Below are 17379 nucleotides of genomic sequence, written 5' to 3' on the forward strand. Positions count from 1 at the left end.
TTTTCAGCCCGCCAAGACCTTCAGTGGATAGGGTGTTATGTCCGTAAAAGCGCAGCAGCAATCTCGTATCAAAGAGTTGATCACCCTGGGTCGTGAGCAGAAGTATCTGACTTACGCAGAGGTCAACGACCACTTGCCTGAGGACATTTCAGATCCTGAGCAGGTGGAAGACATCATCCGCATGATCAATGACATGGGGATCCCGGTACACGAGAGTGCTCCGGATGCAGACGCCCTGATGCTGGCCGATGCCGACACCGACGAGGCTGCAGCCGAAGAAGCCGCTGCCGCCCTCGCCGCTGTCGAGACCGATATCGGCCGCACCACTGACCCAGTGCGCATGTACATGCGTGAAATGGGCACCGTGGAACTGCTGACCCGCGAAGGCGAGATCGAAATCGCCAAACGCATCGAGGAAGGCATCCGCGAAGTCATGAGCGCCATCGCTCACTTCCCCGGCACCGTCGACGGCATCCTCGCCGAGTACACCCGCGTCACCACCGAGGGCGGTCGTCTGGCCGAAGTCCTCAGTGGCTACATCGACCCGGATGACGGCAGCGTGCCTGACGAAGCCGCCGCTCCCGTACCTGTAAAGGATGGCGCCGCCGCTGAAGAAAGCGACGACGACGAGGAAGACGGCGACAGCGACGACGAGGAAGAAGAAGGCGACGGCGGTCCGGACCCGGAAGAAGCCGCACGCCGCTTTGGTGCCGTCTCCGAGCAGCAGGACAAAGTCCAGAAAGCGCTGAAAAAGCACGGCCGTGGCAGCAAGCAGGCCACCGAAGAGCTGGCCACCCTGGCCGAGCTCTTCATGCCGATCAAGCTGGTGCCCAAGCAGTACGACGCCCTGGTCACCCAGGTGCGCGATGCTCTCGACCGTCTGCGTGCGCAAGAGCGCGCCATCATGCAGCTGTGCGTACGTGATGCGCGCATGCCGCGTGCCGACTTCCTGCGCCTGTTCCCGGGCAACGAAATCGACATGGACTGGTCCGCCGGCCTGGCCAAAGGCAAGGCGAAATACGCCGAAGCCCTGGGCAACCTGCAAGCTGACATCCAGCGCTGCCAACAGAAGCTGGCTGATCTGGAAGCCGAGTGCAGCCTGAGCCTGGCCGAGATCAAGGACATCAACCGTCGCATGTCCATCGGTGAAGCGAAAGCTCGCCGCGCCAAGAAGGAAATGGTCGAGGCCAACCTGCGTCTGGTGATCTCCATCGCCAAGAAGTACACCAACCGTGGCCTGCAATTCCTCGACCTGATCCAGGAAGGCAACATCGGCCTGATGAAGGCGGTGGACAAGTTCGAATACCGCCGCGGTTACAAGTTCTCGACCTACGCCACCTGGTGGATTCGCCAGGCGATCACCCGCTCGATCGCCGACCAGGCGCGCACCATCCGTATTCCGGTGCACATGATCGAGACCATCAACAAGCTCAACCGCATCTCCCGTCAGATGCTGCAGGAAATGGGTCGCGAGCCGACTCCGGAAGAGCTGGGTGAGCGCATGGAAATGCCTGAGGACAAGATCCGCAAGGTATTGAAGATCGCCAAAGAGCCGATCTCCATGGAAACCCCGATTGGCGACGACGAAGATTCGCACCTGGGCGACTTCATCGAGGACAGCACCATGCAGTCCCCGATCGACGTAGCCACGGTCGAAAGCCTCAAGGAAGCCACTCGCGAAGTGCTGGCCGGCCTCACTGCCCGTGAAGCCAAGGTCCTGCGCATGCGCTTCGGTATCGACATGAACACCGACCACACCCTCGAGGAAGTGGGCAAGCAGTTCGATGTCACCCGTGAGCGTATTCGTCAGATCGAAGCCAAGGCGCTGCGCAAACTGCGCCACCCGACGCGAAGCGAGCATCTGCGCTCCTTCCTCGACGAGTGATACCAGAACCCCCGGCCCAGGCCGGGGGTTTTGCTTTCTGGGCAGTGCGCCTAATCACTCGCCAGCCACAGGCAAGCACGGGCACTGCAATCAAACTGCCATCCCGGCAATAGCCGATCTACACTAGAGCGATACTGATCTCGAAACGAGGCTGCTATGCCCCGCTTGCCGGCCATTGTGCTGTTGTGCCTGGCGTATTGGATGACCCCGGCCCTAGCCCTGACACTCAACGAGGACGAGCGCACCTGGCTGGCAGCCCACCCCGAACTACGCCTGGGTGTCGATGCATCCTGGCCACCCTTCGAATTTCGTGACGAACAGGGCAACTACCACGGCCTGACCGCCAACTACGTGCGCCTGATCGAAGAACGCCTTGGCGTCGAGCTGCAACCCGTCGAGCCCAGCAACTGGAGCGCGATACTGGAGCGAGCACGCAGGGGCCAAGTCGACCTGCTTCCCGGTGTGATGTCGACACCCGAACGCCAGGAATACCTGACCTTCACCCGCCCCTACCTGGACTTCCCCATCATCATCCTGGCCCGCACTGGCGGACCACAGCCCAAGCAGCTCAAAGACCTCTACGGCCTCAAAGTCGCCGTCGTCAGCGATTACGCCCCGCACGAACTGCTGCGCCAGCAACACCCTGACCTCAACCTGCTGCCCCTGCGCAATACCGCCGCTGCGCTGCAGGCGCTGGCGACCAACGAGGCTGATGCCATGGTCGGCGACCTCGCCTCCAGCGTCTGGAGCCTGCGCCAGCTCAAGCTCGACGGCCTCTATATCAGCGGCGAGACGCCCTATCGCTATCAGCTGGCAATGGCCGTACCCCGTGGGCAGACCATGCTGGTCGGCATTCTCGACCGCCTCTTCGCCGAACTCAGCGCCGAAGAAATCGCCGACCTGCAGGAACCCTGGGTCGGCAGCGTGCTGGACAAACGCAACGTCTGGCACGAAACCCTGCTCTACAGCCTGCCCGCGGTGCTTGGCCTGCTGGCGATCATCGCCATCATCCTGCGCATCAACCGCCGCCTGAAACGCGAGATGCGCAACCGCGAAGCGCTGGAGCAGGAGCTGCACAACCGCGAGCAGCACTTTCGCGACATGGTCGAAAGCCTCTCGGCCATTACCTGGGAGACCGAGTCCAGCGGGCTCACCTACACCTACGTCTCGCCCCATGCGGAAAAGCTGCTGGGCTATCCCCTGCACGAATGGCTGGAGCCCGGCTTCTGGCAACGCCATCTACACCCGGACGATCACCAGCGCACCCTGCGCAACTGCCTGGAACAATGCGCAAGTGGTTACGACCATGCCCTGGAGTATCGCCTGCTCGCCGCCGACGGGCGCACGGTGTGGGTGCGCGATATCGTTACCCTGCTGCAACGCGACGAACGCCAGGTGATTCGCGGCCTGATGGTCGACATCAGCGACGCCAAGCAGACCGAGCAGGCGCTGCGCCTGTCAGAACAGAAGTTCGCTTCGGTGTTCCAGCAGTGCCCGGACATCCTGATCATCACCCGCCGTGTCGACGGCGTACTGCTGGAGGTCAACAGCACCTTCGTCGAGCAGACGGGGTTCAGCGTCGAGCAGGCCACTGGCAAGACCGCCACCGAGCTCGACCTGTGGGGCGTGCCCGGCATTGGCCCGAGTCTGCTACTGCGCCTGCAGGATGAGAGCCTGCGCAACCTGGAGATGCCCTTCCGCCGCGCCGACGGCAGCCTGTTCACCGGCCTGCTTTCCGCCAGCCCCTTCGTCCTCGACAACACCCCCGCACTGGTCGTGGTGGTACGCGATATCAGTCAGTTGAAGACCACCCAGCAAAAGCTGCAGATATCCGAGGAGAAGTTCGCCAAAGCCTTCCACGCTTCGCCTGACGGCCTGCTGATAACTCGCTTGCGTGACGGCCTGCTGGTGGAGGCCAACGAAGGATTCAGTCACATCACCGGCTACAGCCTCGACGAGATAGCCGAACAAAGCACCCTCAGCCTGGGCATCTGGGCCGACCCGAAAGATCGTGAGCGCCTGGTGCAACGCATTCGCGAGCAAGGCAGCGTGCGCGACCTGATCGCCCCGGTACGTACCAAGAGCGGCCACCTGCGCCTCTGCGAACTCTCCGCGCAGCCGCTGCCCATCGGCGGCGACGAATGCCTGCTGACCATCGCCCGCGACATCACCGAGCGCCAGCAGATGCAGGAAGAACTGCAGCAAGCCGCCACCGTTTTCGAAAGCACCGCCGAAGGCGTGATGATCACCGACCTCGAGCAGCGCATCACCGCGGTCAACCGTGCGTTCACCCAGATCACCGGCTACAGCGAGGCCGAAGCCCTCGGCCAGCGCCCCAGCCTGCTCGCCTCCGGGCAGCACGACCAGGCCTTTTACGCCGCCATGTGGCACAGCCTGGCAGCCAACGGTCACTGGCAGGGGGAAATCTGGAACCGGCGCAAGAACGGCGAACTGTACCCCGAGTGGCTGACCATCAGCGCCGTGCGCAACAGCGATAACCAGACCACCCACTTCGTCGGTGTGTTCGCCGATATCTCCAGCCTCAAGCACGCTCAGGCACGCCTCGACCACCAGGCCCACCATGACCCGCTGACCGGCCTGCCCAACCGCCTGCTGTTCGAGAATCGCCTGCGCAGTGCGCTGGATGGCTCACGCGCCGACGACCAACTGGGCGCCGTGCTGTTTCTCGACCTCGACCGCTTCAAGCAGATCAACGACAGCCTCGGCCACCCGGTCGGCGACCAGTTGCTCAAGGCCATCGCCGCGCGCCTGAAACTGCAGCTGCGCGATATCGATACCGTGGCCCGGCTCGGCGGCGACGAATTCATCATCCTGCTGCCCGGCCTGCAACAGCCACAGGACGCCGAACAGGTCGCGCAGAAACTGCTCGATTGCTTCGGTGCGCCGTTCCAGCTCGACAACCACGAGTTCTTCATCAGCGCCAGCATCGGCATCAGCCTCTACCCCAAGGACGGCCTCGACGTCGCCACCCTGGTCAAGAACGCCGACGCGGCCATGTACCAATCCAAAGCCAAGGGCCGTAACCGCAGCGAGTTCTATACCCGCTCGCTGACCTTCCAGGTCAACGAGCGCATGGCCATGGAACAGGAACTACGCCGCGCCCTGGAACGCGACGAGCTGTGCCTGTACTACCAACCCAAATACTGCCTGCGCAGCCAGAGCCTGGTCGGCGCCGAAGCGCTGGTGCGCTGGCCGCACCCGGTGTTCGGCGACATCCCGCCGGACCGCTTCATCCCCGTCGCCGAAGAAAGCGGACTGATCCTGCCGCTGGGCGACTGGGTGCTGGAGCAAGCCTGCCGCCAACTGCAGGACTGGCAGGAAAGTGGTCGCGGCTTCGGCACCCTCTCGGTCAACCTCGCCGGCGCTCAGCTGCACCAGCCCAGCCTGCTGCCGCGCATCAGCGCACTGCTGCAGCGCTACAACCTGGCGCCGGAGCTGCTGCAACTGGAGATCACCGAAAACTTCATCATGAACCAAGCTGGCGAAGCGCTGGACATCCTCCACCGCCTCAAACAGCTCGGCGTGCAACTGGCCATCGACGACTTCGGCACCGGTTACTCCTCGCTCAGCTACCTCAAACGCCTGCCGCTGGACGTACTGAAGATCGACCAGTCCTTCGTCCGTGGCCTGCCGGACGACCCACACGACCTGGCAATCACCCGCGCCATCATCGCCCTGGGCAACAGCATGCAACTGACGGTGATCGCCGAAGGCGTGGAGACCAAAGCGCAGGAACTCTGCCTGGCCGCTGAAGGCTGCCTGCAGATCCAGGGCTACGTGGTCAGCTGCCCGCTTTCTGCCGAGGCCTTCACCCGGAAATTTCTCCCACCAGGTCAAGCGGTTGGCGCTGGCGAGAACGCGCCGGTATAATCCGCCGGCCTTCTGGGGGCCTATAGCTCAGTTGGTTAGAGCAGAGGACTCATAATCCTTTGGTCCACGGTTCGAGTCCGTGTGGGCCCACCACCTTCAAAGCCGCGCACTGCGCGGCTTTTTCATTTCTGCAGCACAGCCTAAAAAAACAGTCCTATAGTCCAAAGGTACAAATTCGGTACAGTGCCGGTACAGCCGCACGCCTTTGGAGCTCAAAAACATGGCCACGATTGTCAAAACCGAAGCCGGTACCTGGAAAGCCTTGGTGCGCAAAACTGGCTGGCCGACTAACACTAAAACCTTCCGAACAAAACGTGATGCCGAAGACTGGGCACGCCGCACCGAAGACGAGATGGTGCGCGGCGTGTACATCCAGCGCAGCGGCTCAGAACGCCTGACGCTGGAAAAAGCCCTCGAGCGCTACCTGGCCGAGGTGACACCCAGCAAGAAGCCCACCACACGCAAGGCAGAAGCCACCAAGGCCAAACCGCTCATCCAGCACTTGGGCAAATACTCACTGGCTGCCCTCTCCGCCGAGGTCATCGCCAGTTACCGCGACACGCGCCTCAACACGCTGAACAAGCACGGCAGGCCCACCAGCAACAATACCGTGCGACTCGAACTGGCCCTGCTCAGCCACCTCTTCACCGTCGCCATTCAGGAATGGGGACTAGGCCTGACCTTCAACCCCGTGTTGAACATTCGCAAGCCCAGCCCTGGGGATGGTCGTGACCGTCGACTGTCCCCTGACGAGGAAAGGCGCCTGCTGGCCGCCGTGAACAATCACAGCAACCCCATGCTGGGCTGGATCGTCCGCATCGCCCTGGAAACGGGCATGCGCTCGTCAGAGATCACTGGGCTACGTTGCCACCAGGTCGACCTGAAAAAGCGCGTGGTGCGCCTCGCAGACACCAAGAACGACAGCGCCCGCACCGTTCCCCTCACCAAACTGGCCACCGAAGCCTTCAAGGCTGCCCTGGAGAACCCTGTACGCTCCAAGGATTGCGACCTGGTGTTCTTTGGTGAACCGGGAAAAGACGAGCAACGCCGCCCCTATGCCTTCACCAAGGCCTGGGGGCTGCTGAAGAAGAAACTCGGCATGCCCGACCTGCGCTTCCACGATCTACGTCATGAGGCTGTCAGCCGGTTGGTCGAGGGCGGCCTATCCGACCAGGAGGTGTCCGCCATCAGCGGGCACAAGTCGATGCAGATGCTGAAACGTTACACGCACCTGCGCGCCGAGGATCTGGTTGCGAAGCTGGACAAACTAGATCGGTAGCAATAGGACTAATCAGACTTTATTTGCTCAAGCTGGATCGAAAGAAACTATGGCCCCTGCAGCCCGGCGGACAAGTCCACCGAACTACAGGGGCCTTGCCGTAAATGGGTAATGCCGTGCATCGACATACAGCGCAGATCAGGTCCCGGCTTAAAGCCTCATCGCCAAGACCATATCATCCACTCCACATCACCCATACTGTAACAATTTAATTCAGAAAAAATACTAGTGAAATCAACTACCGCCTCGAAACAGGGACAACCAAACAAGGACAGATATCCGCAAAAACACTCAAAGCATGTGTTTGACTGCGTAGATTGACAGCAAATAACCTGAAGCCATCGCCACTTAGCGAAAATAAACGCTAGCTGGAGAAACTAGCATAATCGATGCTTTAGGAGCATATAAAATGAATACAGAACAACTACTACTTGATAAATTTCAAGGCTCCCCTCTACTTTCAATCGAACAAGTCGCAGACATTCTTCATAGAAGTAAAGATGGATTACGTATAACTCTTTCTGGCAACTCTGAGCTCGCCCAAAAACTCCGAGATTCTCGACTTAAAATCGGTCGCCGTGTTTACTTCAAAACTCAAGGCATTGCGCGGGCTGATTGATGAGGCAAGCGCATGAGCAGGCAACGCACTATCAATGATTCTGCATTCTGGCGGTCGCCCAAAATGGCTGGCAGGACTCAGGAAGACAGGTCGACGCTCACCTATCTGCTGACATGCCCTTTCAGCAACATCATTGGCGCCTACCAGATTGTTCCGCGCATTGCTGCGTCTGAAATGGGCTGGGATACCGAATCCCAATTCATGCCGATTTTGCGCCGGCTACAAGATGCAGGCTTCATCGAATACGAACCAGAGCAGAGCTACGTGTGGGTTCACATCTGGTGGGATCACAACTCCCCGCGCATGGCGCTAGGGCCCACGCTTCGGCAGAAGACCTTCAACCAGATTCGGGAGCTACCCGAGCAATGGCGCACGCTTTACACCGATGACCTGATCCAACGGCTCCCCGACAACGGAGAGCTCCGAGAGCTCGTCTCCAACGCATTTGGCCCTTCATCGGCAGCAGATGAAGGCTCCACAGATAGGGTATCGATACCCTATCCATACCCTATCGATAGGGGGCGGGTTAACACTAACAGTAACTATAACTCTAACCCTACTACACCGGAGCCCGAGCCACTTGGGCAGTTACCCACAGGCGAGCGGGAGCAAATTAACGTTTTGCTACGTAACACACAGGATCAGGAAGCAAGATTTCTGCTGGCCGAGCTGTCCAAAGCGATGGCGCGTCCTGGTCACATAACGCAGTCGCCCATTCAGTATTTTCATGGGCTTCTACAGCGCCATCGTAGCGGCGACTTTGTCCCGACTACCCAAGGAGCAAAAACAGCAGCCACTCTCGCAAGAAGCCAGCTTAAGGCGATGGTAGTTAGCGGCAGGAGGTAGGCTTTGTATTCAACGCAGCACCAGACTGTTGCTTTCTTGTTGTCTCCCAGTTGTCTTTCAGCTGCCTACTGTTGCTTTTCTGTCTTCTAAGTGTTCTCTAACTGTTGTCTTTCTGTCTTCAGAATGTATTCATCTTCGACCGGAGTGCTTTGCATCAAAGTTGAGTGATTTCTGCATCATTCCTGGATGATTTTTGCATCATCCCTGCCTGATAAATGCGTGATCTGCTTCTTTCTTGCTATCTAACTGCTACTTAACTGCTACCTGATTGCTACTTTTGAGCTACCTCTGCCAACGGACAAGCCGTTGGGGATTACACAGACCCTCTTGATAGCAGTTTCCCTTAAAAACCGAGGTGTTCTGGGGATGTTGGCTGCCCTTAAAACACAGCTTTTTTGCTATACACCATACGCACCTTGCAGGCGCACTCAAGGCATTGATTTTAATAGAGTTTTCGACAAATAAGCCATTTAAGCTGTATTGCGAGGCGACTACACACCAAGCTGAAACCCCCATTCTACAAGGGGGCAGCTGTATACGGAGGCGACTACGGAGCGATATGAGACTAGCGGACGCAATACCACTCCGCCTGACGGTGGAAAAACGAGAGCTGTACGAGGCCCAGGCGATGGCAGCAGAGCTACCGCTGAGCACCTACCTACGCAACCGGCTGGAACGCGAAGATGCCGTCATGGATGAGTTGCAGATGCTCAGGCGAGCAGTCGAGCGGATGACAGATCTGGCACCTGGAGAGCCCCAAGGCAGTAACGGCCTGCAAGGCATGGATGGCGTACTGCTGGAAATGTTGCTGACCTTGCGACAACTGGGCGGCGCTAAAAACGACCTAGCGCAGAAGGAAATTGCGCGTCAGGGCTATGAGGCATGGAGCGCAAAGTGAAACGCGGCTGAGGAAGGCCCGTGGCCTGCCGCGCACGGGCAAAGCTGAATACTGAGCAACTCAGTGCCATGGCCAAACTCGGCTCACCTTCGTTAAGCTGCAGCCACTTACGCGTAATAGAGCCCGTTTGGCGTAATGAGTGGAACGTAACCGAAGGATCGACCATGGCAGCCAGCAGTAATTTCGCCTTTCTCCAGGAGCACGAGCTGGAAGATGAACTCAGCTTCAACATCGAGTCGTTCAACCGCCGCGTGATCACCCCGGCCTTTGACAAGGTCATCTGTGATGAACTGGCCAAGGAGCTGGACCCGTTTGGCGAAGAGAAGACCATGATCTTCTGCGTCAACCAGGCCCATGCCGAGCGAGTCAAAAACCTACTCGATGAAGCCTTCAAAGAAGCCTACGGCGAGCAGTACAACCAGGCCGCCGTGGAAATCATCACCGGCCAGAGCGACAAGGTTGAAACGCTGATTCGCCGCTACAAGAACGAGCCCACACCCAATATCGCCATCACCGTCGACCTGCTCACCACCGGCATCGACGTACCGAAGATCTGCAACCTGGTGTTTATGCGCCGGGTGCGCTCGCGCATCCTCTATGAGCAGATGAAAGGCCGTGCCACGCGCCGCTGCGACGACATCGGCAAAACCGTATTCCGCATCTATGACCCCGTCGACCTCTACGCCAGCCTGGAAGCGGTCGACACCATGAAGCCCCTGGTGAAGAACCCCAACATCAGCCTGGAGCAACTGGTCAGCGAACTCACCAGCGGCGCCAGCCATGACGCGCCCGGTAGCCAGGACGACAGCAGCCACGCCCATGACGTGCTCGACCAACTGAGCCAGCGCGTCATGCGCATCCTGCGCAAGGCCCAGCACAAGGCCGAGGACAAACCCACGCTGAAGAAAAAGCTCGATGAGCTGCAAGAAGTGTGGGGAGTTGAGCCGGCCAAGTTACATAAACACCTGCACGACCTTGGCCCACAGCAAGCGGCCAATTTCGTCCGCCAGCACAGCCAGCTGCTCAACCAACTAGCCGCCGTCAGCGCCCTGCTCGGCTCGGAGAACTACCCGGTTATTTCCACCCACAGTGACGAACTGCTGGTGCGCGAGCAAAACTACGGACAAAACCAGAAGCCGGCCGACTACCTGGAAAGCTTCAACGACTTTATTCGCAGCCAGCTCAACCAGTCCGCCGCCCTTGGCGTGGTGGTCAACCGCCCCCGCGACCTGACCCGCGAGCAACTGCGCGAAGTCCGCCTGCTGCTCGACCAGCATGGTTTCAGCGAAGCCAGCCTTAAAAGCGCCTGGCGCAATCAGACCAACCAGGAAATCGCCGCCAGCATCATCGGCTATATCCGCCAGGCCGCCATCGGCGAGGCCCTATTGCCCTTCGACCAGCGGGTGGCCCAGGCCATGCAGACCATCTACAGCCTGCAGCCCTGGACGCCCGTGCAACGCAAATGGCTGGATCGTCTGGCCAAGCAACTGGTGCATGAGGTGGTCATCGACCCGCAGCAGGTCAACGATGCCTTCCGTAACGATGGCGGCCTCAAGGCGCTGGATCGCAACCTGGGCGGCAACTTGGATACAGTACTGGACACGCTCAACCAACATCTCTGGCCCCAGGCCAGCTAACCCAACGGCAAGGAAGTCCCCATGCAAAAGCTCCCCCAAACCCTAATTGGCAGCGTGCTGCTCGGCGTCTGCTCCCTGGCCCAAGCAAGCACCGTGGCCGAAGTATTCAACGGTGAAATGCTCGGCACCAACCAGCGCTACTTCGAGTCCATTGCGGGCATCCCTCGCGAGTCCTTTGGCGACGAGCACAAGTTCCGCGTTCAGGGCTGCAACATCACCGCCACCATGACTGAAGGCAGCGTCAGTGCGTTGCGCCTGGAACTAACCCCCCAGTGCCAAGCCGACCTGACCCAGTTCGTTGGCGACTACGCACCGGCCCCTGGCCAACCCCTGACTTTCGGTGCTTTCGAACAAGCCTCCGGCGGCGGCTTGAGCTACCACGCCGATTGCCTGAGCGGTTGCGGCAACTCATATGACCCATCCGTTTACGGCCACTGGGAAGGCCCGCACGCTGTCGATTTTATGGAGGTGCTGCTGGAAGCCGTGCAGGTTGAGGACGCTGCCATTGAGGCCGCCGATATCTGGCGTAACCAGATGATCAAGACCATGGGCGAGGACTGGGTTATGGATGGCCAGTTCAACTGCAACCGCCAGTTCGACCCCGTTGCCCGGCAAGCCCTCAACGCTGTTCAGGTCACGGCCGTCACTGTCGGCCAGCAACTGCGGGTACCCGGCTGCTGAAACGAAACACAGAGCCGGTTAGCCCACACAATTGGCTCACCCAATGAGCCGAATAAACCTGCTAATCGGCTCACAGCTATGCGGCCTGTCGATGTCCCCACCCAGACCCCAGCCGCTCAGCTATCCCCGCTGCGGGAGCACTAAGCGCAGCCCGCCCGCATCGACACGCTAAGGCCTCTCTACTTTTACGCTTGCCAAAAATTCAATTAAAGCCAAGAATCAACGAAATTTCGCTAGAAGTTGAAGAATATGATCAAGTCCATACGTATCTCGAACTTCTACAGCTTTGCTGGCGAAACCGAAGTCGACTTCACCCTCGGCAAGAAACCCACCCCCTCCGGCTTCGATATCGACCTGCCTGATGGCAGCAGGCTGAACAAAGTCATAGCGGTGGTTGGGGCCAATGGTTCAGGCAAGACACAGCTCATCAAGCCACTGGCGTTTCTCAGTTGGTTCATCTGTGATTCGTTTCTGGAGAACGACCCAGACAGCGCGATTTTTTACCGCCCCCATCGTCTGCACGCCTCAGAAGAGACGCTCATAGAAATCGACTTCCTGCTGGCCGGCGTCGAACATCGCTATCAGCTCGCCCTTCAGTCTGGGCTGGTGATCCGAGAAGTCCTGCTACAACGAACCAGCAGCCAGTTCAGTTACCTGTTCCGTCGCGAGCGTAATGGCGAAGGCTTCAGCTTCAAGCAAAAAGGCTTTCCCTTCCCCAAGGCGCAGGCCGAAAGCATTCGTGCCAATGCGTCACTGCTGGCCGCCGCCCACAGCTACGACATTCGCGAAGCGCAACCTTTCATCGAGTATTTCGAGCGGGTGACCAGCAACGTCAACGCCATGGGGCGGCGCCATTTCCAGCATAGCGAGGTGTTTGTCGCTGCGCGGGATTATGAGCAGGTGCCCCAGCTCAAGGTGCGGATGGTGGAAGCCATGCGCGAGTTTGACCTTGGCCTGAGCGACATCGCCATTCGCCCGCGCGTAATTACCCGTGAAGATGGCAGCGCCAGTACGCTACACGAAGCCTTCGGACTGCACCGCAATAACGCTGGCCACGAGTTCGAGCTGAGCTTCTTCGACGAATCCAGTGGTACCCAGTCCGCTTTCGTGCTGCTGGGAAAAGTCCTGCACGCTCTGGAGTTTGGCGGTATCGCCGTTATCGATGAAATCGACAACGACCTGCACCCGCACCTGATGCCACGTATTCTCGACTGGTTCCGTTTCGAACACAGCAATCCGCATCAGGCCCAACTGATCTTCACCTGCCACACACCGGAGCTGCTCAACCATCTGCAGAAGCATCAGGTCTACCTCTGCGAGAAGCGTGACCAGTGCTCCGAAGCCTGGCGCCTGGATGAAGTTCAGGGCCTACGAGCCGACGACAACCTCTATGCCAAGTACATGGCGGGCGCCCTCGGTGGAGTGCCGGATCTATGAAGCGAGCAGTGCGCAAGGCGCAGCGCAACCTTATGCGCAGCACCCTGCTAGTGGTGGGCGAAGGGGCGGATGACCGAGCCTTCATAACCCATATGAAACAGCTCTACTGCCCGCGCGACAGCGGCATGAGCATCAAGGTTGAAGCGGGCGATGGCGGCTCACCGGGCAACGTCATCACCCACGCCATTCGCAAGTACCAGGGTAAGGACTATGACCGCCGCCTGTTCCTGCTGGATGCCGACCTGCCACCTGACGAAGCTGACTACAAACGCGCCGCCAAAGAGGGCTATGAAATCATTCTTTGGCAGCCACAGTGCCTTGAGGGTGCCTTGCTCGATACGCTGGGGGAAGCGGTAGGCCAACACGAGAGCAGCCAACAGCTCAAGGCTCGCCTGCATCCTCGCCTGGATGGCAGACACACTGACGCCTGCGCCTACGCAACGCTCTTCACCCGGCAGATACTGGATGCCGGGCGAAATACCGCCGTCACGCGGGTACGCACAGCATTACAGCCCCCCGCTGGTAACTAAGGCGCGCATGGCCATCCTTGAAAAGCCCCGCCTTGGCCACTACCCTCGGCAACCACATACCCGCCATGCCTCTGACTGCCCCGGCAGCCACGCACAAATCGTGCGGGTTTTTTATTTCTGGTAGGAAGCCACCATGACCAACTCCGATATCGTCCAGAAGCTCTGGAACCTCTGCGACGTACTGCGCGACGACGGCATCAACTACAGCGACTACGTCACCGAACTGGTGCTGCTGCTGTTTATCAAGATGGAATTTGAACAGGCTCAGAGCGGTAACCAGTTCGAGCACAAGCTGCCCGCAGGCGCACGCTGGCCGGATCTCACCGAAAAATCCGGTCTTAACCTGCTCGACCACTATCGGCAGATGCTGCTGGATCTGGGCAAGAACAGCGACCCGCTGATCGCCGCCATTTATGCCGACGCGCAAACGCGCCTGAAAGAGCCGCGCCACCTGGAACAACTGATCAAGAGCCTAGACGGCATCGACTGGTTCAGCGCCCGCCAGGATGGCCTAGGCGACCTCTACGAAGGCCTGCTGGAAAAGAACGCCAACGAAACCAAATCTGGCGCTGGCCAGTACTTCACCCCGCGCCCGCTGATCGACAGCATTATCCGTTGCATCAAGCCGCAGCCCGGCGAAGTGATTCAGGATCCGGCCGCCGGTACCGCGGGCTTTCTGATTGCCGCCGATGCCTATATCAAGCAGCACACCGACGACCTTTACGACCTCGATGAGAAAGCTCGTAGCTTCCAGCGCAACAGGGCCTTTGTCGGCATCGAACTGGTGCCCGGCACGCGCCGCCTGGCCCTGATGAACACGCTGTTGCACGGCATGGAAGGCGATGAAGAAGGCGTGGTGCACCTGGGTAACGCACTCGGCCAGGTCGGCGCCAGCCTGCCCAAGGTCGAGGTGATCCTCTCCAACCCACCGTTCGGCACGGCCAAAGGCGGCGGCGGCCCGACTCGCGACGACCTCACCTACAAGACCAGCAACAAGCAGTTGGCCTTCCTGCAGCATATCTATCGCGGTCTGAAACCGGGTGGCCGTGCGGCCGTGGTTCTGCCGGACAACGTGCTGTTCGAGGCAGGCGTCGGCACCGAGGTACGCCGCGACCTGATGGACAAGTGCAACCTGCACACCATCCTGCGCCTGCCCACCGGCATCTTCTACGCTCAGGGCGTAAAGACCAATGTGCTGTTCTTCCAGAAAGGCACGCAGGCCAACCCACGCCAGGAACAAGGCTGCACCCAGCGCGTCTGGGTCTATGACCTGCGCAGCAATATGCCCAGCTTTGGCAAGCGCACACCCTTTGGTGCGCAACACCTCAAGCCCTTTGAAGAGGCCTATGGGGAAGACCCAAACGGCCATAGCCCGCGCGCCGAAAATGTCGAAGGCATCGGCGAACTCAGCCGCTTCCGCGTATTTACCCGCGAGCAAATCCGCGAGCGTGGCGACTCGTTGGATATCAGCTGGCTAAAAGATGCCGACAGCCTGGACGCCGCCGACCTGCCCGCCCCGGAAGTGCTAGCCGGTGAGGCCATGGCTGAACTGACCGAAGCCCTGCATGAGCTGGAAGAACTGATGAAGGCGCTGGGGGCCGGGGATGAAGTGGCGGCGCAGAAGCAGTTGATGGCGGAAGTGATGGGGCTTTCGGTGGTTCAGGAGGCTGGGGATGAGTGAGTTGCCGGCTGGGTGGGTTGTCTGTCAATTGTCAGATATTGGCCACATCGTTACGGGGAAGACGCCAAGCACCAAAGAGCCGCGCTTTTATGGCGGGGAAATACCCTTCATCAAGCCGGGTGACCTTGATCAAAGCGGCCCAGTGATCTCAACCGAAGTGTATTTGACAGATGATGGGCTGGCTGAGGTGCCAGCTCTGCCACCAGACAGCATTGTGGTTACCTGTATTGGGAACCTTGGCAAGGTGGGGATTACAACTAAGCTGTCGGCTTCGAACCAGCAAATCAACGCGGTAGTCCCAGATCAAGGCGTTGATCCCACATACATCTTTCACTACTGCAAAACGCTGAAGCCTTGGCTTGAGAGTGAGTCGTCAGCGACCACGATTTCAATTGTTAACAAGGGCATCTTTTCGACTGCTCCAATCCCGCTGCCGCCACTCGCCGAACAAACCCGCATCGCCCAAAAACTCGATGAACTGCTGGCCCAGGTCGACACCCTCAAAGCGCGCATCGACGGCATCCCTGCCCTGCTCAAACGCTTCCGCCAATCCGTCCTCGCCGCCGCCGTTTCCGGGCGATTGACGGAGGCGTGGCGTGCGCAAAGCGGCCAACCCAATGAAATTTCAAATTGTAAGCTTGAGACTATTGCGCGATTCATTGACTACAGAGGGAAAACGCCAACCAAGGTGGAATCTGGAATTCCATTGATTACAGCCAAGAATATTCGTAAAGGTTATATATCCAGAGAGCCGAGAGAATACATACGCCCTGAAGACTACGATTCATGGATGACAAGAGGCATCCCCAATGTTGGGGACGTTTTAATTACAACGGAAGCGCCATTGGGCAATGTTGCAACAATTGATATACACGAAAATTCGCGCTGGCTCAGCGGGCTATCTGCTTGCAATTCACCAAAGAGATCAACTCGAAATTCGCTGCAATAGAACTGCAATCCCCTCAATTTCAAGAAAAGCTTTTAGAGAAGGCAACAGGCACTACCGTCAAAGGCATCAAGGCATCCGTTCTAAAAAAAATGGATATCGCTTGCCCGTCGCTCGCAGAACAAACTGAGATCGTTCGCCGCGTCGAACAACTGTTCGCCTTCGCCGACCAACTGGAAGCCAAGGTCGCCTCGGCCAAAAGCCGTATCGACCACCTGACCCAAAGCATCCTGGCCAAAGCCTTCCGTGGCGAACTGGTGCCGCAAGATCCGAACGACGAACCGGCCAGCGTGCTGCTGGAACGCATCCAAGCCCAACGCGCCGCCACGCCCAAAGCCAAGCGCGGCAGAAAGGCCTCGGTCTAAACACGCCCCGCACCCGCCAACACAGGAGCTGCCGCATGAACCCCAAGGAATGGATTGATTTGCTGCAGCACCTGTTTGCCTGGCTCAGTGAGCGTCGCAACCCGGTACGCCAGCAGGCGGTACGCGTGCTGGAGACCTTTGAAGCCCATGGGGTAACCTGGCCGGGCGCAGAGCAAAGGAGGCGGCTAATCGCACCCTTTGCTCTTACCTAAAACCAATTCCTCGCTAGTCCAGATTTTCGCGTCGCGAAAATGAGGGTGTGACTTAATGGTCATGAATTTTCGCGTGGCGAAAATCCGCAGCGGGTGATGACCTTCACCTGATTTGGCACTCACTCAGGCTGGGAGCGGTTCGTCCACTGTCCATGGACCCCAGAGAAGCTATGCGATCAGTCAAAAGCCCCATCCAGGGGAGAGGGTTCATTGGCCATGCAGTCGGTCAGTTGGTTGTGGCCGGCGCAGGTGAGGGTGGCGGCGCCACCACGCCTCTGCCACATCGGCCGGCACCGTGGCGTGCTGGCCCAGGTCTTCAACGGTGAGAACGCGCCGGAATCTCTTATCCTGCCAAGACTGGCTGGGGACATTGCGGGGCTGCTGCCGCCTATCGCCGCACAACCTTCAGCGCCATCAGCCAGGGCCGTGCAGGCGGCTAGCGCATGACGCTGACGCGTTCATGCGTAGGATG

General features: G+C 59.1%; 14 protein-coding genes and 1 tRNA gene. All 15 read left to right on the plus strand.

Going from position 1 to position 17379, the window contains the following annotated elements; all coding sequences use genetic code 11:
* Window positions 1–37: 37 nt before the first annotated feature.
* Window positions 38–1885 carry an RNA polymerase sigma factor RpoD gene (rpoD, locus tag ACNFCJ_RS11700; protein ID WP_106733212.1) on the plus strand — a complete coding sequence of 616 codons (1848 nt, stop codon included), beginning with the start codon at window positions 38–40 and terminating at the stop codon, window positions 1883–1885.
* A gap of 156 nt (window positions 1886–2041) precedes the next feature.
* A complete protein-coding gene (locus ACNFCJ_RS11705; RefSeq protein WP_416771469.1) occupies window positions 2042–5776 on the plus strand; it encodes a bifunctional diguanylate cyclase/phosphodiesterase in 3735 nt (1244 codons plus the stop codon).
* Between the two features lie 16 nt (window positions 5777–5792).
* A tRNA-Ile gene (locus ACNFCJ_RS11710) sits at window positions 5793–5869 on the plus strand.
* A gap of 127 nt (window positions 5870–5996) precedes the next feature.
* A complete protein-coding gene (locus ACNFCJ_RS11715; protein ID WP_416771471.1) occupies window positions 5997–7055 on the plus strand; it encodes a tyrosine-type recombinase/integrase in 1059 nt (352 codons plus the stop codon).
* A gap of 409 nt (window positions 7056–7464) precedes the next feature.
* Entirely contained in the window at window positions 7465–7674 is a 210-nt protein-coding gene (locus ACNFCJ_RS11720; protein ID WP_416771472.1) for a DNA-binding protein, read from the plus strand.
* Between the two features lie 12 nt (window positions 7675–7686).
* Window positions 7687–8520: a hypothetical protein gene (locus ACNFCJ_RS11725; RefSeq protein WP_416771474.1), complete on the plus strand. Its 834-nt coding sequence runs from the start codon at window positions 7687–7689 to the stop codon at window positions 8518–8520.
* A 559-nt stretch (window positions 8521–9079) separates the two neighbouring features.
* Window positions 9080–9418, plus strand: a complete 339-nt coding sequence (locus ACNFCJ_RS11730; protein WP_037025588.1) for a hypothetical protein — start codon at window positions 9080–9082, stop codon at window positions 9416–9418.
* A 164-nt stretch (window positions 9419–9582) separates the two neighbouring features.
* Complete coding sequence (locus ACNFCJ_RS11735) at window positions 9583–11055, plus strand: type I restriction-modification enzyme R subunit C-terminal domain-containing protein (protein WP_416771476.1); 1473 nt, start codon at window positions 9583–9585, stop codon at window positions 11053–11055.
* Between the two features lie 21 nt (window positions 11056–11076).
* Window positions 11077–11736 (plus strand): hypothetical protein, encoded by a 660-nt coding sequence (locus ACNFCJ_RS11740; RefSeq protein WP_416771478.1) that lies wholly within the window; start codon window positions 11077–11079, stop codon window positions 11734–11736.
* Between the two features lie 249 nt (window positions 11737–11985).
* Window positions 11986–13173, plus strand: coding sequence for an AAA family ATPase (locus tag ACNFCJ_RS11745; RefSeq protein ID WP_416771480.1), 1188 nt, complete (start codon window positions 11986–11988; stop codon window positions 13171–13173).
* On the plus strand, window positions 13170–13703 hold the full coding sequence (locus ACNFCJ_RS11750; protein WP_416771481.1) for a hypothetical protein: 534 nt from the start codon (window positions 13170–13172) through the stop codon (window positions 13701–13703). The genes ACNFCJ_RS11745 and ACNFCJ_RS11750 overlap by 4 nt, the downstream gene beginning before the upstream one ends.
* Window positions 13704–13836: 133 nt before the next feature.
* A complete protein-coding gene (locus tag ACNFCJ_RS11755) occupies window positions 13837–15384 on the plus strand; it encodes an N-6 DNA methylase (protein WP_416771483.1) in 1548 nt (515 codons plus the stop codon).
* Window positions 15377–16333, plus strand: coding sequence for a restriction endonuclease subunit S (locus ACNFCJ_RS11760; RefSeq protein ID WP_416771485.1), 957 nt, complete (start codon window positions 15377–15379; stop codon window positions 16331–16333). The genes ACNFCJ_RS11755 and ACNFCJ_RS11760 overlap by 8 nt, the downstream gene beginning before the upstream one ends.
* On the plus strand, window positions 16291–16695 hold the full coding sequence (locus ACNFCJ_RS11765) for a restriction endonuclease subunit S (protein ID WP_416771486.1): 405 nt from the start codon (window positions 16291–16293) through the stop codon (window positions 16693–16695). The genes ACNFCJ_RS11760 and ACNFCJ_RS11765 overlap by 43 nt, the downstream gene beginning before the upstream one ends.
* Window positions 16696–16730: 35 nt before the next feature.
* On the plus strand, window positions 16731–16907 hold the full coding sequence (locus tag ACNFCJ_RS11770) for a hypothetical protein (RefSeq protein ID WP_416771487.1): 177 nt from the start codon (window positions 16731–16733) through the stop codon (window positions 16905–16907).
* Window positions 16908–17379 lie beyond the last annotated feature (472 nt).

Source organism: Pseudomonas sp. NY15364 (genome assembly GCF_048068235.1).
Classification (GTDB): Bacteria; Pseudomonadota; Gammaproteobacteria; order Pseudomonadales; family Pseudomonadaceae; genus Aquipseudomonas; species Aquipseudomonas mendocina_D.

What these genes read in the sequence shown, in the direction of transcription:
- ACNFCJ_RS11715 (WP_416771471.1), top strand. Translation starts at nt 5,997, where the DNA reads ATGGCCACGATTGTCAAAACCGAAGCCGGTACCTGGAAAGCCTTGGTG.
- ACNFCJ_RS11745 (WP_416771480.1), top strand. Translation starts at nt 11,986, where the DNA reads ATGATCAAGTCCATACGTATCTCGAACTTCTACAGCTTTGCTGGCGAA.
- rpoD (WP_106733212.1), top strand. Translation starts at nt 38, where the DNA reads ATGTCCGTAAAAGCGCAGCAGCAATCTCGTATCAAAGAGTTGATCACC.
- ACNFCJ_RS11720 (WP_416771472.1), top strand. Translation starts at nt 7,465, where the DNA reads ATGAATACAGAACAACTACTACTTGATAAATTTCAAGGCTCCCCTCTA.
- ACNFCJ_RS11735 (WP_416771476.1), top strand. Translation starts at nt 9,583, where the DNA reads ATGGCAGCCAGCAGTAATTTCGCCTTTCTCCAGGAGCACGAGCTGGAA.
- ACNFCJ_RS11755 (WP_416771483.1), top strand. Translation starts at nt 13,837, where the DNA reads ATGACCAACTCCGATATCGTCCAGAAGCTCTGGAACCTCTGCGACGTA.
- ACNFCJ_RS11770 (WP_416771487.1), top strand. Translation starts at nt 16,731, where the DNA reads ATGAACCCCAAGGAATGGATTGATTTGCTGCAGCACCTGTTTGCCTGG.
- ACNFCJ_RS11725 (WP_416771474.1), top strand. Translation starts at nt 7,687, where the DNA reads ATGAGCAGGCAACGCACTATCAATGATTCTGCATTCTGGCGGTCGCCC.
- ACNFCJ_RS11750 (WP_416771481.1), top strand. Translation starts at nt 13,170, where the DNA reads ATGAAGCGAGCAGTGCGCAAGGCGCAGCGCAACCTTATGCGCAGCACC.
- ACNFCJ_RS11730 (WP_037025588.1), top strand. Translation starts at nt 9,080, where the DNA reads ATGAGACTAGCGGACGCAATACCACTCCGCCTGACGGTGGAAAAACGA.
- ACNFCJ_RS11760 (WP_416771485.1), top strand. Translation starts at nt 15,377, where the DNA reads ATGAGTGAGTTGCCGGCTGGGTGGGTTGTCTGTCAATTGTCAGATATT.
- ACNFCJ_RS11740 (WP_416771478.1), top strand. Translation starts at nt 11,077, where the DNA reads ATGCAAAAGCTCCCCCAAACCCTAATTGGCAGCGTGCTGCTCGGCGTC.
- ACNFCJ_RS11705 (WP_416771469.1), top strand. Translation starts at nt 2,042, where the DNA reads ATGCCCCGCTTGCCGGCCATTGTGCTGTTGTGCCTGGCGTATTGGATG.